Here is a 20825-nt window from a genome sequence, read left to right on the forward strand (position 1 = left end):
AGGAGTGCACATGCGCCGCCACTTCGCCCGAGCGCTGGTCCTGTCAGCCGCAGCCGCATTGATACAGCTGGGATCCCCTGCGCCCGCCACTGCGGACAGTGTCGTCATCGGAGGCTTCCCGGTGGACATCTCCCAGAGTCCGTGGACGGTCGCCATCGCCAGCCGTGACCGGTTCGGAGGTACGCGGGCCGGACAGTTCTGCGGAGGTGTGGCGGTAGGCCGGACCACGGTCCTGACCGCGGCTCACTGCATGACCGCGGCCGTTCTGGGCGCACCGCCAGGACGGGTGCGGGATCTCAAGGTCATCACGGGGCGCACCGACCTGCTGTCCGCCAAGGGTGCGGAGATCCCGGTGCAGGCCGCGTGGGTCAATCCCCGGTACAACGGGGAGACGAACTCGGGCGACTTCGCCATGCTCACCCTGGCCTCCCCGCTTCCGGCGAGTTCGGTGATCGGGATGGCGGCAGCCGGCGACCCCGGCTACAAGCCCGGTGCGACCGCGACCGTGTACGGCTGGGGCGATGTGTCAGGGGATGCCGAGTACGCGCACAGCCTGCGGGCCGCGAATCTCCAGGTGCTTCCGGACACGGACTGCGCACGGGCCTACCCGGGCGGTCCGGACGGGAAGTACGACGCTCACTCCATGCTGTGTGCCGGAGAGCCCACGGGCGGGCGCGACGCATGCCAGGGGGACAGTGGCGGCCCGCTGGTCGCCAACGGGCGGCTCATCGGCCTGGTGTCCTGGGGCAGCGGCTGCGGGCGGGCAGGGAGCCCGGGGGTCTACACGCGCATCTCCGAGGTCGTCAGGACCTTGGGCGGCGTCCACTGAGTACGGCGTTCCGTTTGCCGGACGTCGTGGGCCAGGCGCCCGCCGTGCGAGGCGACCCGGCCCGCTTCGTGTCTGCGGCCGGCTGTTTCGAGGGAGTGCACCGGGAGGGCATCGCGAAGGATGCCGGCCTGGAGGAGCGCCCTTACGAGTACGGGCGGCCATCCCCGCGTGATGAGGGGTGGTCGCCCGTTCACCGGCTTCGGCGCCGGCGCCGGCTCGTCGTGATGCGAGGTGTCAGCGTTCCTCTTCGGAGGCGTTCGCCGGAACGGAGGTGAGCCGCTCCGTCTCGTCCTGTATCTCAGCGGCGATCTTCTTGAGTTCCGGCTCGAACTTGCGCCCGTGGTGGGCACAGAAGAGCAGTTCTCCGCCGCTCAGGAGGACGACGCGCACGTACGCCTGGGCGCCGCAGCGGTCGCAGCGGTCAGCGGCCGTCAGCGGGCTCGCGGGGGTCAGAACAGTAGTCACGTCGCCTCTTCTCTAGCTCGACGAGCTGTCGTACCAGGGTCAACATCCAACCAGGCCGAAAACGTTCCCGCTCGCGGCTTTTCCTCGAAAATTTCTTTCCGAGCCGGCTGTCTGCTGCCGGTTGGCGGCGAATGTGCCGTATTGCGTGTCTTGTGTAGTACGGATTCGCGCTGTCTGTCGATTGTCGCGTCCTCCCGGCGGGGTTGCCGGTTGTTCATGAGGACGTGCCCGGAGCCTAAATGGTTCATGCCTCGAAGGGAACGTGATGTGCGCTTCACCTCCCCCTGAGGATCGAACGCTCGTACGAGTCTGGACTAGTCTGGGGGCCAGACGAGGGTGGCGTTACAACGGCTCTACCAGGCCTCGGTACCCTCGGAGCGATGACCCAAGCCGGCCCCTTACCCAAATGGGCCCCATCCAAAATTCAGCGAGGAGCGAACCGCGTGACCGCCGAGACGTCCGTGCCGTCCACAGCGCTGCTGACCGGAGCAGACCGGGACGGTTCCAACTACACCGCGCGGCACCTGCTCGTCCTCGAAGGTCTCGAGGCCGTACGCAAGCGCCCTGGCATGTACATCGGCTCGACCGACAGCCGCGGTCTCATGCACTGCCTCTGGGAGATCATCGACAACTCCGTCGACGAGGCCCTCGGTGGACACTGCGACCACATCGAGGTGATCCTGCATGACGACGCCTCGGTGGAGGTGCGGGACAACGGGCGAGGCATCCCGGTCGACGTGGAGCCCAAGACGCGGCTGTCCGGCGTCGAGGTCGTGATGACCAAGCTGCACGCGGGCGGCAAGTTCGGCGGCGGCTCGTACGCCGCCTCCGGCGGTCTGCACGGTGTCGGTGCGTCCGTGGTCAACGCGCTCTCCGCGCGCCTGGACGTCGAGGTCGACCGCGACGGCCACACGCACACGATCAGCTTCCGGCGCGGTGTGCCGGGCGCCTTCGCCGGCGAGGGCCCGGACGTGAAGTTCGAGAGCAGGAGCGGTCTGCACAAGGCGAAGAAGATCCCCAAGACCCGCACCGGCACGCGGGTCCGCTACTGGGCCGACCGCCAGATCTTCCTCAAGGACGCCAAGCTCTCCCTGGAGACGCTGCATCAGCGCGCCCGCCAGACCGCGTTCCTGGTGCCCGGCCTGACCATCGTCGTCCGCGACGAGTACGGCCTCGGTGAGGGTGGCAGCAAGGGTGAGGAGTCCTTCCGCTTCGACGGCGGAATCAGCGAGTTCTGTGAGTACCTGGCAACCGACAAGCCGGTCTGCGACGTCCTCCGTTTCTCCGGGCAGGGCAGCTTCAAGGAGACCGTCCCCGTCCTGGACGACCATGGCCAGATGACGCCCACCGAGGTCACCCGGGAACTGGGCGTCGACGTCGCGCTGCGCTGGGGGACCGGGTACGACACGACGCTCAGGTCGTTCGTCAACATCATCGCCACCCCCAAGGGGGGCACCCACGTCGCCGGCTTCGAGCAGGCCGTCGCCAGGACGATGAACGAGGTGCTGCGCGCCAAGAAGCTGCTGCGCGTCGCCGAGGACGACGTCGTCAAGGACGACGCCCTGGAGGGCCTCACCGCCGTCGTCACGGTCCGTCTGGCCGAACCTCAGTTCGAAGGACAGACGAAGGAGGTCCTCGGCACCTCCGCGGCACGCCGCATCGTCACGAACGTGGTCTCCAAGGAGCTCAAGGACTTCCTGACCTCCACCAAGCGTGACGCGGCCCAGCAGTCCCGCACGGTCCTGGAGAAGGTCGTCGCGGCCGCCCGCACCCGCATCGCCGCCCGCCAGCACAAGGACGCGCAGCGCCGTAAGACGGCCCTGGAGTCCTCCTCGCTGCCCGCCAAGCTCGCCGACTGCCGCAGCGACGACGTCGACCGCAGCGAGCTGTTCATCGTCGAGGGTGACTCCGCGCTCGGTACGGCCAAGCTCGCCCGGAACTCCGAGTTCCAGGCGCTGCTGCCGATCCGCGGCAAGATCCTCAACGTTCAGAAGTCGTCGGTGACGGACATGCTCAAGAACGCCGAGTGCGGTGCCATCATCCAGGTGATAGGGGCCGGGTCCGGCCGGACCTTCGATCTGGACGCGGCCCGCTACGGCAAGATCATCATGATGACCGACGCCGACGTGGACGGCTCCCACATCCGGACCCTGCTGCTGACGCTGTTCCACCGCTACATGCGGCCGATGGTCGAGGCGGGCCGGGTGTTCGCCGCGGTGCCGCCGCTGCACCGCATCGAGGTCGTCCAGCCGAAGAAGGGCCAGGACAAGTACATCTACACGTACTCGGACCGCGAGCTGCGCGACAAGCTCCTGGAGCTGCAGAGCAAGAACGTCCGGTACAAGGACTCCATCCAGCGCTACAAGGGTCTCGGCGAGATGGACGCCGACCAGCTGGCCGAGACGACGATGGACCCGCGCCACCGCACCCTGCGCCGGATCAACCTGTCCGACCTGGAGGCCGCCGAGCAGGTCTTCGATCTGCTGATGGGCAACGACGTCGCACCGCGCAAGGAGTTCATCTCCAGCTCGGCGGCGACGCTGGACCGCTCGCGCATCGACGCTTAGCCCCTGCGCAGGGGAACAGTCGGAGGGCGGCCAGGGAAGGTACTCCGTGGGCCGCCCTCGGGCCGTGCGGGGGAGAGCGACCGGACATCCCTCCACCCGTGGGTGGAGACCGGGGGCCTTCCGGGTTCCACCCACGATCCACCTCGGCTCCGATCCGGCTGACCAGCGGATTTCCGTAGCGTCATAGGCGTCGACAGCACTCGCCGTCGACAGCTCCTTTTCCGCTCACGGAGGCTGTGATGTCCGGGCTTGTCAACGCGTTGGTGATCGCGGCGGTGGCCGCCCTGGTGATCTCGCGGCAGTTCCGCGCCCGCCGGATAGACGCCGATCGGCGCTGGTGGCTCCTGCCCGTGATCCTGGCGGCCGTGGCGCTGCGCGGGTCCGGCCTGCTCGATGCCCACCACCACACGGAGTCCGCCGTACTGCTCGGCATCGAGCTGATCATCGGACTGGCCACCGGGGCCGGCTGGGCCTGGACGACCCGTATGTGGGCCGAGGCGGACCGCGTCGTGTGGAGCAAGAGCACCAAGGCGAGCGTGGCGGTCTGGACCCTCGGCATCGCCCTGCGCGCCGGCCTCTTCGCCCTCGGTGCGTCGCTGGGTGTCCACCAGGACAGTTCCGCACTGCTCCTGGCCCTCTCGGTCACGCTGCTGGTGCGCTCCGGGATCCTGGTCTGGCGTGCGCGGTCCGTCATCTCCTCGCCCCGTCCGGCCACGGCGTACGGTGACGACGTGCCCCGGCCCACGTTGAAGGAGCGTGTATGACGGAGAGCACGTGGACACGCTGGCCCTCTCGTGAGGCGCTCGACCGGCGGAGGCTCTCGGAGCCCAGGCGACTGCTCGCCTGGATCGTGAGGATGCTGGTCCTCGGCATGCTGCTGTGGGGCGTCTTCCGCAGCAATCATGTCCACGGCTGGGGTGCGGTCGCGGCGGTTGCGGGCCTCATCGTGACCGCCCTGCTCGCGTGGGCCTTCTTCCGCACCACGCTGGCGCACAGACTCTGGCCGTCCCTGGGGCTCCTCACCGTGCTGCTCGGGCTGGCGGTCGCGGCCCAGGCCACCGGCTTCCGGATGCCGGCCCTCGTGATCTGGTGCGGCTGCGGCATCACCGCCCTGGAGCGGCTGCCGCTCGCGGCCGCCGTGCCCGTGAGCTCGGTCGCGCTCGCCTCCTACTCCGCGGTCAACGACGACGTGTGGCTGACCACCGCTGCCACGGTGGTGGGCATGGCGCTCGCGGGCTATGTGCTGCGCCTGGACGCGGAGGCCCGGGGCAATGCCCAGCGGCTCCTCACCCAGGAGCGAGCCGCCAGGGCGGCCGAGAGGGAGTCGGCGGCCCTGGCGGAGCGGGCCCGGATCGCCCGGGAGATCCACGATGTGCTGGCGCACAGCCTCTCGGCCCAGATGGTGCATCTGGAGGCGGCCCGGTTGCTGATCGAGAACGGAGCCGAGCGAGACAAGATCCTCGAGCGGGTGGTGGCGGCACGGGGCATGGCCCGGGAAGGACTTGCCGAGACCCGGCAGGCGCTCTCCGCACTCCGGGGCGAGATGTCCCCGATCGAGGACTTCCTCAGCGAACTCGTCGCCGCGGCGGACGGTGCGGACGTCACCGTCGCGGGTGATCGCAGACCGCTGCCCGCCGAGGCCTCGCAGGCGGTCCGCAGGGTCGCCCAGGAGGCCCTGACCAACGTCCGCAAGCACGCTCCCGGCGCCAAGGTGCACCTACGGCTGGAGTACGCCGAGCACCAGGTGACGCTGGACGTCAGGGACTCGGGCGGTTCGCCGGGCGAGCTGACCGGATCGGGGGCCGGGTACGGTCTCCTGGGCATGCGGGAGCGTGCTGAGCTGCTGGGCGGCTCGCTGGACGCCGGGCCGGGCGAGGAGGGATTCGTGGTGACGCTGAAGGTGCCCGTATGACGGAGGAGGAGAGCAGGAAGCCCGCCCGGGTCGTGGTGGCGGACGACCAGACGGTGGTGCGCGAGGGCATCGTGATGCTGCTCGGGCTGCTTCCCGGGATCGAGGTTGTCGGTGCCGCCGCGGACGGTGACGAGGCAGTGAAGCTCGTCGCCGAACTCGCCCCGGACGTCGTGCTGATGGATCTGCGGATGCCGCGCTGCGACGGTGTCGAGGCGACCCGGCGTATCCGCGCGGAGCACCCGGGGACCCAGGTCGTGGTGCTCACCACCTTCGCGGACGACGACTCGCTGTTCGCGGCGCTGAAAGCGGGTGCGCGCGGCTATCTCACCAAGGACGCGGGCGGGGACGAGATCGTGCGGGCCGTACGGAGCGTGCTCTCCGGGGACGCGGGTCTGTCACCGGGTGTCCAACGGCGCCTGCTCGAGCGGCTGTCGCAGTCCGAGCCGGAGCCGCCCGCCCCCGCGGTCGCGCCGGACGGACTCACGGCACGGGAGACGGAGGTGCTCGTGCTGATCGCCGACGGGCTGACCAACCAGGAGATCGCCCGCAGACTGCACGTCTCCACGGCGACCGTGAAGACCCACATCAACAACCTCTTCGCCAAGACGGGTGTCAAGGACCGTGCGCAGGCGGTCCGTTACGCCTATGCGGAGGGGCTGGTGAGGCCCCCGTCGAAGTGAGTCACCTGATGGGGTGAAGAGCTCTGAGAAGAAGAGTCGGGGATCTTCCCGGTCTGTCCATCCTTGTGGCATGAAGTCAAGCAATGGCCATTTCCGCAACCGCGGGGAAGGCCCCGAGAGTTCGGTTGAGAAGCGCGAAGGCCGCGCTCCGGCCCCGGAAGGTGCCGGCACGGACGGCCAGGCGAGCTACGAGGACCCCTGGCAGGACGCGCTCGCACCCGGGTGGGGCGAACTGGACGGAACGGGCGCTCCCGCACCCGATCTGCCGCACATGCGCACGGAGCAGGAGGAAACCGGCCGGGTGGCGGACGTCTACCTGGAGGTTCAGCGCAGTGAGGCGTTCAGGGAGGTGCGCCGCAGGTACCGGCGGTTCGTGGTCCCGGGGTTCGCTGTCTTCTTCACCTGGTACGTGGGGTACGTGGTGGCGGCGCAGACGGCCCCTGGGCTGATGGGCCGGCCGGTGGCGGGCTCCGTGAACGTGGCGATGCTCGCGGGGCTGGGACAGTTCCTCACGACGTTCCTTCTCACCTGGGCGTACGCACGGCATGCCCGGCTGCGCCGGGACCGGGCCGCGCTCGATCTGCGCTGGGACACCCAGGAGCTCACGCGAGGACTCAGGGGTGGCGAGCGGTGACCGGACACCATCAGGCGCTGGCGCTGGTGCTCTTCAGCGTCTTTGTCGCGATCACCCTGGGGATCACGACCTGGGTGAGTCGCAACCGGCATGGGTCGGCGGAGGAGTTCTATGCGGGCGGGCGGCTGTTCTCGTCCATGGAGAATGGTTTTGCCATCGCGGGCGACTACATGTCGGCGGCCTCCTTCCTGGGCGTGACCGGGTTGATCGCGCTCTTCGGGTACGACGGGATGCTGTACGTGGTGGGCTTCCTGGTGGCCTGGCTCGTGGTGCTGTTCTTCGTGGCCGAACTGGTGCGCAACTGCGGGCGGTTCACGCTCGCGGACGTGATCGCGGCGCGCATGCGCGAACGGCCGGTGCGGATCGCAGCGGGCATGTCCTCGGTGACGGTGTCCGTGCTGTATCTGGTGGCGCAGATGGTGGGCGCGGGCAGCCTGGTCGCGCTGCTGTTCGGGGGGACCAGCGCGGCCGCGCGCGCCTGGACGGTGATCGTCGTGGGCGCGCTCATGGTGATCTATGTGTCGATGGGCGGCATGCGGGCAACGACCTGGATCCAGATCGTCAAGGCCATGCTCCTGCTCGGCGGCACGATCGCGCTGACCGTGCTCGTCCTGGTGCGCTTCCACGGGAACGTCGATGCGCTGCTGCATACGGCGGCGGAGCGCAGCGGGCACGGTGAGGCGTTTCTCGCGCCGGGCCTGAAGTACGGCGGGGACTGGACCGCGCGGATCGACTTCATCAGCCTGGGCCTTGCGCTGGTGCTGGGCACCGCCGGGCTGCCGCACATCCTGTCCCGCTTCTACACGGTGCCGACCGCCCGGGCCGCCCGGCGCTCGGTGGTCTGGTCGGTCGGGCTCATCGGTGGCTTCTATCTGATGATGATCGTGCTCGGCTTCGGGGCCGCCGCCGTCGTCGGACCCACCGCGGTGCGGGAGTCCAACGCGGCCGGGAACACAGCGGTGGCCCTGTTGGCGCTGAACCTGGGCGGCGGAGCGAACTCCACCGGGGGAACGGTCCTGTTCGCCATGGTCGCCGCGATCGCCTTCGCCACCATTCTCGCGGTGGTCGCCGGAATCACCCTCGCGTCCTCGGCCGCCGTCGCCCACGATCTGTACGCGTCGCTGCGGCGGCGACGCTCCAGGCCGCGCAGCGAGGTGGCGGTGGCGCGGGCCGCCGCGGTCGGGATCGGCGGCGTCGCGATCGGGCTCGGGCTGCTCGCCCGTGACCTCAACGTGGCCTTCCTGGTGGGGCTCGCCTTCGCGGTCTCCGCGTCCGCGAATCTGCCGGTCCTGATGTACTCGCTCTTCTGGCGCAACTTCACCACCAGGGGTGCCGTGTGGGCGGTCTACGGCGGTCTCGTGCCCGCGCTGGGACTCGTGGTGCTGTCCCCGGTCGTCTCGGGAAGCCCCGGATCGCTCTTCCCGAGCGTCGACTTCCAGTACTTCCCGCTGCAGAACCCGGGCATCGTCTCGATCCCGCTCGGCTTCCTCGTCGGCTGGCTCGGCACCGTCACCTCGGCGGAACCGGCCGACGAGGCCAAACACGCGGAGACCGAGGTCCGGTCGCTCACGGGCGCGGGGGCCGTCTGACGGTCCAGGGCGCCGGGGCGGCGTGCGGGCGCCCTCGGCGACGTACCCGACGAGCCGGGGTGCCCGCGCCGAGGCTCCCGGTGCCGGCCGCATCGCCCCCCGGCGGGCCATGGGGCAAGACCCCGGTCCCGCCGGGCCGTTGCCCTACGGCGCCACCCACGTGTACTGGTGTTCCGGCCGGCCCGTGTCGCCGTACTTCAGGGAGAGCCGCAGTCGCCCGGCCTGTTCCAGGTGGCGCAGATAGCGCTGGGCGGTGGAACGGCTGAGGCCCGTCCTGGTGGCCACCTCGTGGGCCGAGAGCGGCCGTTCGGCGTGGTGCAGCACGTCGCAGATGAGGTCCGTCGTGGGTTCGGAGTGGCCGCTGGGCAGCCTGGGCGACGAGGAGACCGGGGTGGTGCGCAGCGCGCCGAAGATACGGTCGACCTGTTCCTGGCCCGCCACCCCCCGGCCGCCGACCCGGTCGACGGTGCGGCGCAGGGCGGCGTACGAGTCGAGGCGGGTGCGCAGGGCCGCGAAAGTGAACGGCTTCACCAGGTAGTGCAGGGCGCCCAGGCGCATCGCGTTCTGCACGGTCGCCACGTCGCCGGCTGCCGTGATCATGATGACGTCCGTGCCGTGCCCGCGTTCCCGCATGTGGTGGACCAGTTCCAGACCCGTCCGGTCGGGCAGATAGTGGTCGAGCAGGACCAGGTCGATCGGGGCACGCTCCACGGCGGCCAGCGCCTGGGCGGCGCTGTGCGCGCGGGCGGCGACCCGGAAGCCGGGAACCTTCCCCACATACTTCGCGTTGATCTCGGCGACGCGGAAATCGTCGTCCACGACCAGGACGTCAATCATCGGGCCTCTCTCCCTCAAGCCCAGGCGAGCGTTAAGCCCGTGTTTCGGCTCCGCTGTTGTAGCGCGAGCAAAATGAGCACAACAGACTCTTGCAAGCAGAAGACGGGGTTGCGCTCACAAGACTGCAGTTGTGGCTCGCACCACATCTACGGTCCCGGCCATGAGCACAGACACCAGCCCCGCCATCGAGCTACGGGGCGCGAGCAAGATCTTCAAGACCCCGTCGGGGGGTCTGCACACGGCCGTCCGGGACCTGAACCTGACGGTGGGGCGTGGCGAGTTCGTCGCCGTCGTGGGGCCCACCGGGTGCGGCAAGTCGACGACCCTGACCCTGGTCAGCGGTCTGGAGGAGCCCACCGAGGGCGAGGTCCTGGTGGCGGGCGAGGCCGTCGCGGGCGTCGGGGACAAGGTCGGTTTCGTCTTCCAGCAGGACGCCACGTTCCCCTGGCGTACGGTGCTGTCCAACGTCATGGCGGGCCCCCGCTTCCGTGGCATGCCCAAGGCGGAGGCCCGGGAGAAGGCCCGCGAGTGGCTGGGCCGGGTCGGGCTCGCCGCGTTCGAGGACCGCTACCCGCACCAGCTCTCCGGCGGCCAGCGCAAGCGTGTGGCCCTTGCCGCGACCTTCGTCAACGACCCCGAGATCCTGCTCATGGACGAGCCGTTCTCGGCGCTCGACGTGCAGACCCGGGCGCTGATGTCCGACGAGTTGCTGGAGCTGTGGGAGGGCACGGGCGCCTCCGTCGTCTTCGTCACCCACGACCTGGAGGAGTCGATCGCGCTGGCCGACAAGGTCGTCGTGATGACGGCGGGCCCCGCGACCGTGAAGCGGGTCTTCGACATCGATCTGCCGCGCCCCCGCAAGGTGGAGTCGGTGCGTCTGGAGCCGCGGTTCATCGAGATCTACCGCGAGATCTGGGAGTCGCTCGGCGAAGAGGTCCGCATCACCCGCGAGAGGGGTGCCGCCCGTGTCGCCTGACGTCATCTCCGCGCCGGCCACGGTCGACACGCCCCAGTCCGACCGCGCCCACTCACGCGCGCGTGCCGCCCGCAAGCGCAAGGCCGTCGTCCTGCTGGCGCGTGTACTGCTGCTGGTCGCCGTGCTGGGCCTCTGGGAGGTGCTCGCCCGGACCGAGGTCATCGACCCGTTCAACTTCTCGATGCCCTCGAAGATCTGGGACCAGATCCACACCTGGATCACCCACGGCACCGCGCTCGGTTCGCTCGGCGAGCAGATCTGGGTCACCCTCCAGGAGGCGCTGATCGGCTGGATCATCGGTGTGGTGGCCGGTGTGCTCTGCGGTATCGCGCTGGGCCGGATCGCCTTCCTCGCCGATGTCCTCGGCCCGTACATCAAGGTGCTCAACTCGATCCCCAGGATCGTCCTCGCGCCCATCTTCGTGATCTGGTTCGGGCTCGGCCCGTCCTCCAAGGTGGCCTCGGCCGTCGTCCTGGTCTTCTTCCCGGTGTTCTTCAACGCCTTCCAGGGCGCCCGTGAGGTCGACCGCAACCTCGTCGCCAACGCCCGCATCCTGGGCGCCAGTGACCGGCGTGTGACCCTTCAGGTCGTCATCCCGTCGGCCACCTCGTGGATCTTCACCAGCCTCCACGTCAGCTTCGGCTTCGCCCTCATCGGTGCCATCGTCGGCGAGTACATCGGGGCCACCAAGGGCGTCGGTCTGCTCGTCGCCCAGTCGCAGGGCACCTTCAACGCGGCGGGCGTGTACGCCGCGATGGTCATCCTCGCGGTCGTCGCGCTGGTGGCCGAGGGACTGCTCACCTTCGCCGAGCGCCGCATCTTCCGCTGGAAGCCGTCGGACTCCGAGCACTGATCCCTCCCTTCGCTCCTTCCCCGCTTGTTTCTCCCGCACCGCCATCTCACAAGGACGTGAACCGCCATGCGCAAGTCCGCCAGAATCGCCGCTCTCGCCGTCAGCGGCCTGCTCGCCGCCACCTCGCTCACCGCCTGTGCCAACGACGCCGCCTCCACCGCCTCCTCCGGTTCCGGCAGCAAGGGCGACGGCAAGGGCGAGAAGGTCAAGATCATGGTGGGCGGCCTGGACAAGGTCATCTACATGCCCGCCATGCTCACCCAGCGGCTCGGCTACTTCGACGCCGAGGGCCTCGACGTGGAGCTGCTGAGCGAGCCGGCCGGCGTGCAGGCCGAGACGGCGCTCGTCTCCGGACAGGTCCAGGGAGCCGTCGGGTTCTACGACCACACGCTCGACCTGCAGACCAAGGGCAAGCACGTCGAGTCCGTGGTGCAGTTCTCGCACGCGCCCGGTGAGGTCGAGATCGTCTCCAACAAGGCTGCCAAGGACATCAGCTCGCCCAAGGACTTCAAGGGCAAGAAGCTCGGGATCACGGGCCTCGGTTCCTCGACGGACTTCCTCACCAAGTACCTGGCGGTCAAGAGCGGCGTGCAGGTGAGCGAGTTCAGCCCGGTCGCTGTCGGAGCCGGCCCGACGTTCGTCTCCGCCCTCCAGAAGGGTTCCATCGACGCCGGTATGACCACGGACCCGACCGTCGCCACGGTCATCCAGAAGAACCTCGGGCAGGTGCTCGTCGACATGCGCACCCCCCAGGGGTCGCAGGACGCGCTCGGCGGCCCGTACCCGTCGTCCAGCCTCTACATGCAGACGGACTGGGTCGACAGCCACAAGGACACGGTCCAGAAGCTGGTCAACGCGTTCGTGAAGACCCTGAAGTGGATGTCCACGCACTCCGCGAACGAGATCGCCGCGAAGATGCCCGCCGACTACTCCCAGGGCGACCAGACGCTCTACGCGAGCGCCATCAAGAGCACGCTGCCGATGTTCACCACGGACGGCGTGATGCCCCAGAACGGCCCCGAGACAGTCGAGAAGGTCCTCAAGGCGTTCAACCCCAACATCAAGAACGCCACCATCGACCTCGACAAGACGTACACCACGGAGTTCGCCAAGAAGGCCGCCGGCTGAGCCCACCGGCCGTGCCCTCAGGCGCGGGCCGTCCAGGAGTAGCGATGCTCCGGGCGGCCCGCGTCGCCGTACCTGAGGGTCAGCGTGGCCCGTCCCGTGCGCTCCAGGAGCTTCAGATAGCGCTGGGCGGTCTGCCGGCTCAGCCCGGTCCGGTCGGCGATCTCCTGCGCGGAGAGCGGCTGCTCGGCGCTCATCAGGGCACGGCGCACGAGGTCCGCGGTGGTGGGGGAGTGGCTCCTCGGGAGCCCCGACACCGAACCGGCCGACAGGGCGCCGAAGATGCGGTCGACCTCGGGCTGCTCGGCCTCACCGCCGCCGTCGAGGGTGCGGCGCAGTTCGGCGTAGGCCTCCAGCTTGGCCCGCAGGCCCGCGAACGCGAACGGCTTGACCAGGTACTGCAGGACGCCGTGCCGCATCGCCGCCTGCACGGTCTGCACGTCACGGGCCGCGGTCACCATGATCACATCGGTGTCGTGACCACGTCGGCGCATCTCCTGGACGACCGCGATCCCCGTGTCGTCGGGCAGATAGTGGTCCATCAGGACCAGGTCCGGTCGGGGCGGAGCCTCCAACCGGCGCAGTGCCTCGGCCGCGCTGTGCGCCTTCGCGGTCACCCGGAAGCCGGGGACCTTCTCCACGTACGCGGCGTTGACCCGCGCGACGCGCAGATCGTCGTCCACCACGAGGACATCGATCGGCCGGCTCATCGCGACTCCTCCTTGTGCCCGCGCACAGGTGCCCGCAGACCGGTTCCGCTGTCTACGGGTGTCTTCTGCGTGGGAATGAGGCCAAGGCGGTCCTCAGCCGGCGGGCCCGGCTCCTCAAGGGCCTCCGGCAGTACGACGGTGAACTCCGCGCCGCCGCCCTCCGCCTCGTCCGCATGGGCCGTGCCGCCCTGGCGTTCGGCGAGCCGGCGCACCAGCGACAGACCGATCCCGCGTTTGCCGTGGGCCGGGGGCTGCTTGGTCGACCATCCGTCGGTGAAGACCAACTCCCGTCGCTCGGCCGGGATTCCGGGCCCCGTGTCGCACACCCGGAGGACCGCCGTACGCCCCTCGGCGCGCAGTTCGACCTCCACGCGCGCGTGCGGTGTGCCCGCGACGGCGTCCAGTGCGTTGTCGACCAGGTTCCCCACGATCGTGACCACCCCCCTCGGATCGATCAACCGGTCCGGCAGCAGCGTGCGGTCCGCGATCCACAGGGCCACACCGCGCTCCGCGGCGACCGTGGCCTTGCCCACCAGCAGCGCGGCGAGCAGTGGATCGTGGATCTTCTCGGTGACCTGTTCCGCGGTGGCCCGGTGATCTCCCACCACCTCGCCGACGAACTCCACGGCGTCGTCGTACATCTCCAGTTCGAGCAGTCCCAGGAGCGTGTGCATCCGGTTGGCGTGTTCGTGGTCCTGGGCGCGCAGGGCGTCGATCAGGCCGCGTGTGGAGTCCAGTTCCCGGCCCAGCTGCTCCAACTCGGTGCGGTCGCGCAGGGTGGCGACGGCACCTCCGTCGTCGGTGGGCATGCGGTTGGCGACCAGGACCCGGTGACCGCGCACGGTGAGCAGGTCGGTGCCCGTGACCCGTCCGGCGAGCACATCGGTCGTACGGCCCTCGCCGAGCGCGTCGTCTAGGGACCGGCCGACGACCTCGTCGCCGATGCCCAGCAGCCGCTGCGCCTCGTCGTTGAGGAGGCGCACCCGGCCCGTGTGGTCCAGGGCGACGACGCCTTCCCGGATGCCGTGCAGCATCGCCTCCCGCTCGGCCAGCAGCGCCGAGATGTCGGAGAAGGCGAGGTCGCGGGTCTGCCGCTGCACCCTGCGCGAGATCAGATACGCGGCCAGCGCGCCGATCGCGAGAGCCGCGCCCGCGTACGCGAACAGCCCCGGTATCGCGTGGAGCAGCCCGGCCCGCACGCTGTTGTACTCGATGCCCACGGAGACCGCGCCGATGATCCGGTCGTGCGCGTCCCGCAGGGGCACCTTGCCGCGAGCCGAGCGGCCCAGGGTGCCGCTGTCGATCTGCATGACCTCTTTGCCGGCCAGGGCCTCACTCGGGTCGGTCGAGACCTTCTTGCCGATCTGCGTGGGGTCCGTGTGCGACCAGCGCACATGCCGCATGTTCATCACCACGACGTACTCTGCCCCGCTGGCCTTGCGGATACGTTCCGCCTCGGCCTGCACGGGCCCGTCGACCGACGGCCGTGTCGACTGCAGGTCCTTGGCGATCTGCGGCTGGGCGGCCGTGGCCTGCGCGATCGCCAAGGCCTGACGCATCGCCTGGTCGTCCAGCATGCGACCGAGCGGGGCCAGGAACAGCCCGGTCGCGAGCACGGCGACGCCTGCGGCGATCGCCACCTGCATGAGCAGCAGCTGCGAGAACATCCGCCGCGGCAGCCCGAGACGCAGCCGTCGTGCAGGGGGAGATGGGCTCATGCGTACGACGGTACGGGGACGGACGGCCCCTGCCACAGGTGGGGTGACACCGATCTCCCCGAGGCGGCCGCCGGGCCGGCGGCTCAGCAGTGCGCGTGGTCCGCGAGGGCCGTGGCACGCAGCTCCCGGACCGACACGACATCCATCCGGGCCGGCGAACCCAGCGGCGAACCGCAGCTCTCCGGGCGCGGCGGCAGAGAGGCGCCCTGCGCCACCAGAACGCGCCACAGCCGGCCGTCGGCGTGGGCGACGGTGACCTCCCAGCGCGGAGCGGCACCGTCCGTACGGACGACGGTCAGCGCGTCCGCCGCGTACTCGTGGGCCGATGTGCGCACCGCCAGCTCCGCCGCCTGCGCGGGCCGCTCCCAGGCGGAGTTGCCACGACAGCCCTCCACCACGACCCGCCCTTCGCGAAGGCCGTGCAGGACCTCCTTGACGTGCGGTGCCTGGGCCCGCCCGTAGGCGTATCCGAACGGAAGGACGAGAAGTGTGGGGGAGAAGCGGTGGCCACCGAGATGGGTGACCTCCCAGACACCCTTGACCCCCGAGGTCGCCAGCTCGGCCGCGAGCGGGCGCCCCAGCAGGGCGCAGCAGCGGTCCCGCCTGCCGTTGGTGCAGACGAGCGCGAGGGGGTCGCCCGTGTGGGGCTCGCCCTGGAGCGACACGTCGAAGCTACGGGGAGCGCCGCTCCCGAGCGCCGTGAAGTCCAGGTCGAGCAACCGCTCCGGCTCGGCCGTCATGGCGGCGTGCAGCCATACCTTTCCGGGAACGGTGTGGGCCGCGTACACCTGCCGTTGGGCGGGCGTGCCGTGGTCGGCGTGCCGGCCGGGGCGGCGGATGAGCGCGATGCGCACGCCGGTGCCGTCCGCGGCTGCCTCCAGGGCGCGGCCGAGCGCCGGATCCAGATGGCTCGATGTGAGCGCCTTCGGGCCCCAGGGGCCGGGCTGCTCCAGAAGCAGCCAGGTCCTGGCGGTCGCCGCGGTCCCCGCGAGGGGCTCGTCGAGGTCCCGGGACGCGGTCGTGCACGTACTCACAGAGGTGAGCCTAACCTGACTTCCTCTGTGCCGACTTCCAGCCTCGCGCTCCTGGGGCGCGTTGAAGCGCGCCAGAACCTCGACGAGAGCGTGCGGAGGGGCGCCGATCACGTCGCCCACGGCCCGAGCGCCGTGTCCAGTACCCGAAATGACGTCCCGTCAGGGTTTCGATGGATGGCCCGCCCGATCGGTCCGCCGCCCCCGACGCCGGACCCCGCGGGCGCTCATCATGGCGGTCGCGCGGCAGTGGCGGGAGGGGGTGATCGATGCCGCACCACCCCCTTAGAGCACAAAGATTTGCCTTAGTGTGCGAAAGTGCCAGCCTGCCTCTAAAGCACATATCCGCGCTTTAAGGAACGGTGTGAGGTCGGACAATGCCGTCGACCGCATCCCGTCGCCGCTCCCGGAGCCCCACACCAGGAGACGAACATGAGTTCCGCACAGCCCTTGCTTCAGCCGTACGAGATGCACGACCTCGCTCTGGCGAACCGCGTGGTCATGGCGCCGCTGACCCGGAGCCGCGCACGCAACAGCGACCTCCTGCCCACCGACCTCCACGTCGGGTACTACGCGCAGCGGGCATCGGCCGGTCTGATCATCTCCGATGGGGTGTGGATCAGCCGCGATGCGGTCGGATGGCATGACGTCCCGGGGCTGTACAGCGACGAGCAGGTCGCTCGCTGGAGGCGCGGGACGGACGCGGTCCACCGGGCGGGCGGTGTGATCTTCGCTCAGCTGTGGCACACCGGCTCGGCCTCCCGCCCCGACTTCTTCGACGGCCACCCGCCCCTTGCGCCGTCGGCCGTGAACCCCGGGCTGCTGTCTCCGACGTCGTCCGGCCGCCGGCCCACCGTGGAGCCCCTGGCGATGTCGGCGCAGGACGTCCGGCAGACGATCGCCGACTATGCGGCGGCGGCCCGCAACGGTATGGCGGCGGGATTCGACGGTGTCCAGCTCCAGGGGGGCTTCAACTATCTGATCAGCCGGTTCCTCAATCCCCGCACCAATGTGCGCACGGACGTCTACGGCGGCTCGATCGAGAACCGTGCCCGGTTCCTCTTCGAGATCATCGAAGCCGTCGGTGAGTTCGTCGACCTGCGGCGCGTCGGCGTGAAGGCCGGACCCGCCTGGGCTGAGGCGGGAGAGTTCGTTTCAGGGCCCGAGGCGCTGCCCGAGAGCGAGTACGTGCTCGGACGGCTCAACGACTACGAACTGTCACATCTCCTGCTCATGGGCATGATGGCCGACGTCACCGGAGGGCCGTTGGAGGGCATGGCCGGTGACGGCATGTTCCGGCACTTCCGCAAGGTCTACCAGGGCACCGTCATCGCGAACGTCGGTTTCGACCGGAGCCGGGGGAACGCGGTCCTGGCCGACGGCCTGGCCGATCTGGTCGCCTACGGGCAGCCGTTCATCGCCAACCCCGATCTGCTGGCCCGATTCGCCGCCCATGCGCCGCTCGCCGAACCGAAGAGGGCGCTCATCCACGGTCCGGACGCCGCCGGCTATACCGACTACCCGGCGTTGGAGGCGTGAGGCGTAAGGCGTGAGGCGTGCCGTGGTCACAGGTGACCACCGCACGACCGGGTTGCTGCCTGCCGGGTCCGGGGCGCGCCGTCCGCGCGCGACCCGGGCCGATCGGCGAGGTCCGCAGGGCTGCATCGGACCTTCTGATCCTGGAAGCTCGAAATCCACGCAATTGCACCACTTCGGATAGTGTTTGTCTGTATCTTTTCTGACCGGTTTGACAGGTGGGGAGATGATGTCGGGCAAGAGCAGGTATGGCCCGGACGTGGCGGGAGCGGGCAGGGCTTCCGGCGATGCCCGGGAACCCGTGCCCCCGCCCCTGTCGTCCGTACAGTGCGGGATCGAGCACGTACGAACTGCTACGGATCGGACTGGACTGCGCGGTCGCGGTGCTCCACGCAGTGGGTGGCATGGTGCATCTCGGGGCCCCGGGAAGCCACAGCCTGTATCTGGCAGTGGACGGTGGCCTCCAGGGGCCGTCGGCCCGGCACTGGGACGAGGTCGACCGCGGCTCGCCGAACGCGCCTGCCTGCGCGGTCCGTACGAACGCCCCGGCCTGGACGGCCGTTAGTCCCGGTCTCGACGCGTCCTCTCCGGGCCTGCCCGCGGGAACCGGACTGCTCTCGGTGCCGATACCGGCCCCGGACGAGCCGCTCGGCGCGCTCTCCGTCTTCACGCGCAGACCGCAGGAGCCGGCGCTGCACCGGCAACTCACGGTCGCGGCGGGCCGGATCGCCGACGCTCTGCACGGCGGTGCGGGACACCCCGGGGCCGCGGACACGGGTCGCCCGGGGCGCTATCCCGCCGCGGACCCCTCTGTCGGATTCTGGGGCTGGGACTTCCGCACCGGCCAGGTGATCTGGGACGGTGCCGCGCTCGACATCCTGGGGATCGACGCGAAGGGGTTCGACGGTCGGATCCGTACATGGCGGCGGCTGGTCCATCCGGAGGATCTGCCGCTGGTGCTGGCCCGGCTCGACGAGGCCATCCGGGCCCACACGCTCTGCCAGGTGGAGTTCCGGGTCCGTCAGCCGGACGGCAGCCTGCGCCGGGTGGAGGTCCGGGGGCAGGCTTCGAGCCCCGACGACGGCTCCGGCCCTCGTCTGGCCGGGATCGTGCGGGACATCAGCTCGGGCCACCTGGCCGGGGAATCGGCGGAGCAAGCCCTACGACGTATGGGCGACGGATTCCTCGCCGTCGATCGCACCTGTCGGATCATCTTCGCCAATCCGGAGGCAGAGCGCCTTCTCGCGCCGTCGGGGGAGTTGCTCGGGAGCGTGCTGTGGGAGGCGGTGCCCGCGCTGCGCGCGCTGGACCTGCAGGCCGGGGCCGAGGACGGGCAGACCGAACTGGACATCCACTCGGACACCGGCCGATGGCTGCATGTGCGACTGACCCCGCTGCCGGACGGCCTGACCCTGCGTGTCACCGACATCAGCAGCAGGCGGCGGCGGCAGGCCGAGGCGGCGGCCGCCGAGGGCGCCGCCGTCGAGCGCACGGCCCGCATCGCGGAGCTGACCCAAACCCTGGCCGTAGCGGTCACCGGACACGATGTGGCCGATGTGATCGCCACCCGTATGGTGCCCCTGTTCGGCGCCAAAGGCGTCGGCGTGTGGGTTCACGAGAACGGGCGGGCGTTTCTGGTGGGCAACTCCGGCTATTCGAACGAGACCCTGCACCGATTCGAAGGCGCCCGCGTCACCGACCTCCCCGCGTCCGTCCAGAGCCTTATCACAGGCCCTCCGCACTTCATCTCCTGTGTCGAGGAGTTCCTCGGCCGCTACCCGGAGCTCTCCGCCCTGCCGGCCACGAGCGGGGCCCAGGCGTGGGCCATCCTGCCGCTGATGGCGTCCGGGCATTCCGTAGGCGTCGCCTGCATCGTCTACGAGCGTCCGCACCTCTTCAGCAGCGAAGAACGCACCCTGTTCACAGCGATGAGCGGCATGGTCGCCCAGGCCGTGGAGCGAGCCCGGCTGTTCGACGCCGAGCACCGCCAGGCCCATGAGTTCCAGCGCGGTCTGCTGCCGCGGACCCTGCCCGGCCTGCCCGTTGTGAGCACCGCCGCCCGCTACCAGCCCGCCGGTGAGGGCATGGATGTCGGCGGCGACTGGTACGACGTCATCCCGCTGTCGTCCGAGCGGGTCGCCCTGGTCATCGGAGATGTCATGGGCCACGGCATGGCCGAGGCCATCGCCATGGGCCGCCTGCGCAGCGCGGGCCGTACGCTCGCCGACCTGGAGCAGCCGCTGGACGAGCTGTTCTTCCACCTCAACGAAGTCGTGAGCACTTTCGGGGACGACTTCTACGCCACCTGCCTCTGCATCATCTACGACCCTGCCACCGGAGTGTGCCAGGCCATCACCGCCGGTCACCCCCCGCCGGCCGTACTCCTGCCCGACGGAACCACCTACTTCCCCGCCCTGCCCGTCAACTCGCCGCTCGGTGCTGCCGCCCCGCCCTTCGACATGGCCGAGTTCAGCCTGCCGGACGGCGCCCTGCTCGCGCTCTACACGGACGGCCTCGTCGCATCCGACGAGCTGGACATCGACGAAGGCATGGACCGATTGGCCCGCCAGCTGCACCTCGACCGGCCCGATCTTGTATGCGTTCAGGCGACGGAGACCCTCGACGACCTGTGCGACCGCCTGATCACCACCCTGCTGCCCGAGCGGCACATCGTCCGCGACGACAGCGCGCTGCTCGTCGCCCGCCCGCACGCACTGGCTGCCGAGGACGTCTTCTGCCGGCAACTGCCGGACGATCCCAAAGCCGCCGGTCAGGCTCGTACCTGCGTCCGGGATCAGCTCGCGGCCTGGAATCTGGACGAGCTGATCATGACCACCGAACTCGTGGTCAGCGAACTCGTGGGCAACGTCGTACGCCACGCGAGAGGACCGATCACGCTACGGCTGCTACGAGGCCGGGCCCTTGTCTGCGAGGTCACCGACGCGAGCCCGACGATGCCCAGGATCCGTCGCGCGACCGACACCGACGAGAGCGGCCGCGGGCTCCAGTTGATCGCCGCTCTCACCAGCCGCTGGGGCGCCCGCTACACCGTCTCCGGCAAATGCATCTGGACCGAACAGCCCTTGACCGCCGACCTGTCCCGGTGAGCCCATGAGGGCTTCCCACGCGCCGAGTTCCGCCGCGACCTTGTCAAGGCACGCCTGGTAGAAGCCCACCATGGCGGTCGTGGCCGCTTCCTCGGTGACTCCCGGCGCCGGCTCGAACTCGGCGGCCCAGTCGATCTCGGACCGGTCCGGGCCGAGAGCCGTCACCGTGAGGCGGGCGTCGACGAGCCGCGCACCGTCATGCATCGTGATGACCCGGGTCTGCCGGTCCTCGTTCTTCAGGACACCGGCGACGCCG

General features: G+C 69.9%; 17 protein-coding genes. 12 read left to right on the forward strand and 5 right to left on the reverse strand.

Features of this window, described 5'->3' with window-relative positions:
• Positions 1-10: 10 nt before the first annotated feature.
• Entirely contained in the window at positions 11-829 is an 819-nt protein-coding gene (locus ACFYX0_RS29260; protein ID WP_388974448.1) for a S1 family serine peptidase, read from the forward strand.
• 234 nt (positions 830-1063) lie between these two features.
• On the opposite strand, the gene ACFYX0_RS29265 is transcribed toward ACFYX0_RS29260, so the two are convergent.
• Positions 1064-1294: a hypothetical protein gene (locus tag ACFYX0_RS29265; RefSeq protein ID WP_311691844.1), complete on the reverse strand. Its 231-nt coding sequence runs from the start codon at positions 1292-1294 to the stop codon at positions 1064-1066.
• A 443-nt stretch (positions 1295-1737) separates the two neighbouring features.
• Here ACFYX0_RS29265 and ACFYX0_RS29270 point away from each other — a divergent pair, with 443 nt between their 5' ends.
• The 6 genes from ACFYX0_RS29270 (at position 1738) to ACFYX0_RS29295 (ending at position 8676) form a co-directional block, all read left to right on the forward strand.
• The gene (locus ACFYX0_RS29270) at positions 1738-3861 is read left to right on the forward strand and encodes a DNA topoisomerase IV subunit B (RefSeq protein WP_355910411.1); all 2124 of its coding nucleotides are present in this window, start codon (positions 1738-1740) and stop codon (positions 3859-3861) included.
• A 239-nt stretch (positions 3862-4100) separates the two neighbouring features.
• Positions 4101-4625, forward strand: coding sequence for a DUF1453 domain-containing protein (locus ACFYX0_RS29275; protein WP_388974450.1), 525 nt, complete (start codon positions 4101-4103; stop codon positions 4623-4625).
• Entirely contained in the window at positions 4622-5773 is a 1152-nt protein-coding gene (locus ACFYX0_RS29280) for a sensor histidine kinase (RefSeq protein ID WP_388974452.1), read from the forward strand. The genes ACFYX0_RS29275 and ACFYX0_RS29280 overlap by 4 nt, the downstream gene beginning before the upstream one ends.
• Positions 5770-6453 carry a response regulator gene (locus tag ACFYX0_RS29285; protein ID WP_388974454.1) on the forward strand — a complete coding sequence of 228 codons (684 nt, stop codon included), beginning with the start codon at positions 5770-5772 and terminating at the stop codon, positions 6451-6453. The genes ACFYX0_RS29280 and ACFYX0_RS29285 overlap by 4 nt, the downstream gene beginning before the upstream one ends.
• 70 nt (positions 6454-6523) lie before the next feature.
• On the forward strand, positions 6524-7087 hold the full coding sequence (locus ACFYX0_RS29290; RefSeq protein WP_388974455.1) for a DUF485 domain-containing protein: 564 nt from the start codon (positions 6524-6526) through the stop codon (positions 7085-7087).
• The gene (locus ACFYX0_RS29295) at positions 7084-8676 is read left to right on the forward strand and encodes a cation acetate symporter (RefSeq protein WP_388974457.1); all 1593 of its coding nucleotides are present in this window, start codon (positions 7084-7086) and stop codon (positions 8674-8676) included. The genes ACFYX0_RS29290 and ACFYX0_RS29295 overlap by 4 nt, the downstream gene beginning before the upstream one ends.
• 144 nt (positions 8677-8820) lie before the next feature.
• Here ACFYX0_RS29295 and ACFYX0_RS29300 read toward each other — a convergent pair whose 3' ends face one another.
• Positions 8821-9513, reverse strand: a complete 693-nt coding sequence (locus ACFYX0_RS29300) for a response regulator (RefSeq protein ID WP_388974459.1) — start codon at positions 9511-9513, stop codon at positions 8821-8823.
• 160 nt (positions 9514-9673) lie between these two features.
• Here ACFYX0_RS29300 and ACFYX0_RS29305 point away from each other — a divergent pair, with 160 nt between their 5' ends.
• From ACFYX0_RS29305 to ACFYX0_RS29315, 3 genes are all read left to right on the forward strand, one after another.
• The gene (locus ACFYX0_RS29305) at positions 9674-10489 is read left to right on the forward strand and encodes an ABC transporter ATP-binding protein (RefSeq protein WP_388974461.1); all 816 of its coding nucleotides are present in this window, start codon (positions 9674-9676) and stop codon (positions 10487-10489) included.
• Positions 10479-11342 (forward strand): ABC transporter permease, encoded by an 864-nt coding sequence (locus ACFYX0_RS29310; protein WP_388974463.1) that lies wholly within the window; start codon positions 10479-10481, stop codon positions 11340-11342. Before ACFYX0_RS29305 ends, ACFYX0_RS29310 begins: the two co-directional genes overlap by 11 nt.
• Before the next feature lie 66 nt (positions 11343-11408).
• Positions 11409-12470: an ABC transporter substrate-binding protein gene (locus ACFYX0_RS29315; RefSeq protein WP_388974466.1), complete on the forward strand. Its 1062-nt coding sequence runs from the start codon at positions 11409-11411 to the stop codon at positions 12468-12470.
• A 17-nt stretch (positions 12471-12487) separates the two neighbouring features.
• Here ACFYX0_RS29315 and ACFYX0_RS29320 read toward each other — a convergent pair whose 3' ends face one another.
• The 3 genes from ACFYX0_RS29320 to ACFYX0_RS29330 all read right to left on the reverse strand — a co-directional run bounded on the left by ACFYX0_RS29320 (position 12488) and on the right by ACFYX0_RS29330 (position 15929).
• A complete protein-coding gene (locus ACFYX0_RS29320; protein ID WP_311691863.1) occupies positions 12488-13177 on the reverse strand; it encodes a response regulator in 690 nt (229 codons plus the stop codon).
• The gene (locus ACFYX0_RS29325) at positions 13174-14895 is read right to left on the reverse strand and encodes an ATP-binding protein (protein WP_388974468.1); all 1722 of its coding nucleotides are present in this window, start codon (positions 14893-14895) and stop codon (positions 13174-13176) included. The genes ACFYX0_RS29320 and ACFYX0_RS29325 overlap by 4 nt, the downstream gene beginning before the upstream one ends.
• 83 nt (positions 14896-14978) lie before the next feature.
• A complete protein-coding gene (locus ACFYX0_RS29330) occupies positions 14979-15929 on the reverse strand; it encodes a sucrase ferredoxin (RefSeq protein ID WP_388974470.1) in 951 nt (316 codons plus the stop codon).
• Positions 15930-16358: 429 nt separating this feature from the next.
• On the opposite strand from ACFYX0_RS29330, the gene ACFYX0_RS29335 reads away from it, so the two are divergent.
• Together ACFYX0_RS29335 and ACFYX0_RS29340 are read left to right on the forward strand one after the other, a co-directional pair.
• Complete coding sequence (locus tag ACFYX0_RS29335) at positions 16359-17465, forward strand: alkene reductase (RefSeq protein ID WP_388974472.1); 1107 nt, start codon at positions 16359-16361, stop codon at positions 17463-17465.
• A gap of 401 nt (positions 17466-17866) precedes the next feature.
• Entirely contained in the window at positions 17867-20569 is a 2703-nt protein-coding gene (locus ACFYX0_RS29340; protein WP_388974474.1) for a SpoIIE family protein phosphatase, read from the forward strand.
• Positions 20570-20825 lie beyond the last annotated feature (256 nt).

Origin of the sequence: Streptomyces sp. NPDC002573, assembly GCF_042889625.1 — a bacterium.
GTDB lineage: Bacteria > Actinomycetota > Actinomycetes > Streptomycetales > Streptomycetaceae > Streptomyces > Streptomyces gibsoniae.

What these genes read in the sequence shown, in the direction of transcription:
- ACFYX0_RS29260 (WP_388974448.1), top strand. Translation starts at nt 11, where the DNA reads ATGCGCCGCCACTTCGCCCGAGCGCTGGTCCTGTCAGCCGCAGCCGCA.
- ACFYX0_RS29275 (WP_388974450.1), top strand. Translation starts at nt 4,101, where the DNA reads ATGTCCGGGCTTGTCAACGCGTTGGTGATCGCGGCGGTGGCCGCCCTG.
- ACFYX0_RS29280 (WP_388974452.1), top strand. Translation starts at nt 4,622, where the DNA reads ATGACGGAGAGCACGTGGACACGCTGGCCCTCTCGTGAGGCGCTCGAC.
- ACFYX0_RS29285 (WP_388974454.1), top strand. Translation starts at nt 5,770, where the DNA reads ATGACGGAGGAGGAGAGCAGGAAGCCCGCCCGGGTCGTGGTGGCGGAC.
- ACFYX0_RS29290 (WP_388974455.1), top strand. Translation starts at nt 6,524, where the DNA reads ATGAAGTCAAGCAATGGCCATTTCCGCAACCGCGGGGAAGGCCCCGAG.
- ACFYX0_RS29300 (WP_388974459.1), bottom strand. Translation starts at nt 9,513, where the DNA reads ATGATTGACGTCCTGGTCGTGGACGACGATTTCCGCGTCGCCGAGATC.
- ACFYX0_RS29305 (WP_388974461.1), top strand. Translation starts at nt 9,674, where the DNA reads ATGAGCACAGACACCAGCCCCGCCATCGAGCTACGGGGCGCGAGCAAG.
- ACFYX0_RS29315 (WP_388974466.1), top strand. Translation starts at nt 11,409, where the DNA reads ATGCGCAAGTCCGCCAGAATCGCCGCTCTCGCCGTCAGCGGCCTGCTC.
- ACFYX0_RS29320 (WP_311691863.1), bottom strand. Translation starts at nt 13,177, where the DNA reads ATGAGCCGGCCGATCGATGTCCTCGTGGTGGACGACGATCTGCGCGTC.
- ACFYX0_RS29325 (WP_388974468.1), bottom strand. Translation starts at nt 14,895, where the DNA reads ATGAGCCCATCTCCCCCTGCACGACGGCTGCGTCTCGGGCTGCCGCGG.
- ACFYX0_RS29335 (WP_388974472.1), top strand. Translation starts at nt 16,359, where the DNA reads ATGAGTTCCGCACAGCCCTTGCTTCAGCCGTACGAGATGCACGACCTC.
- ACFYX0_RS29340 (WP_388974474.1), top strand. Translation starts at nt 17,867, where the DNA reads ATGGTGCATCTCGGGGCCCCGGGAAGCCACAGCCTGTATCTGGCAGTG.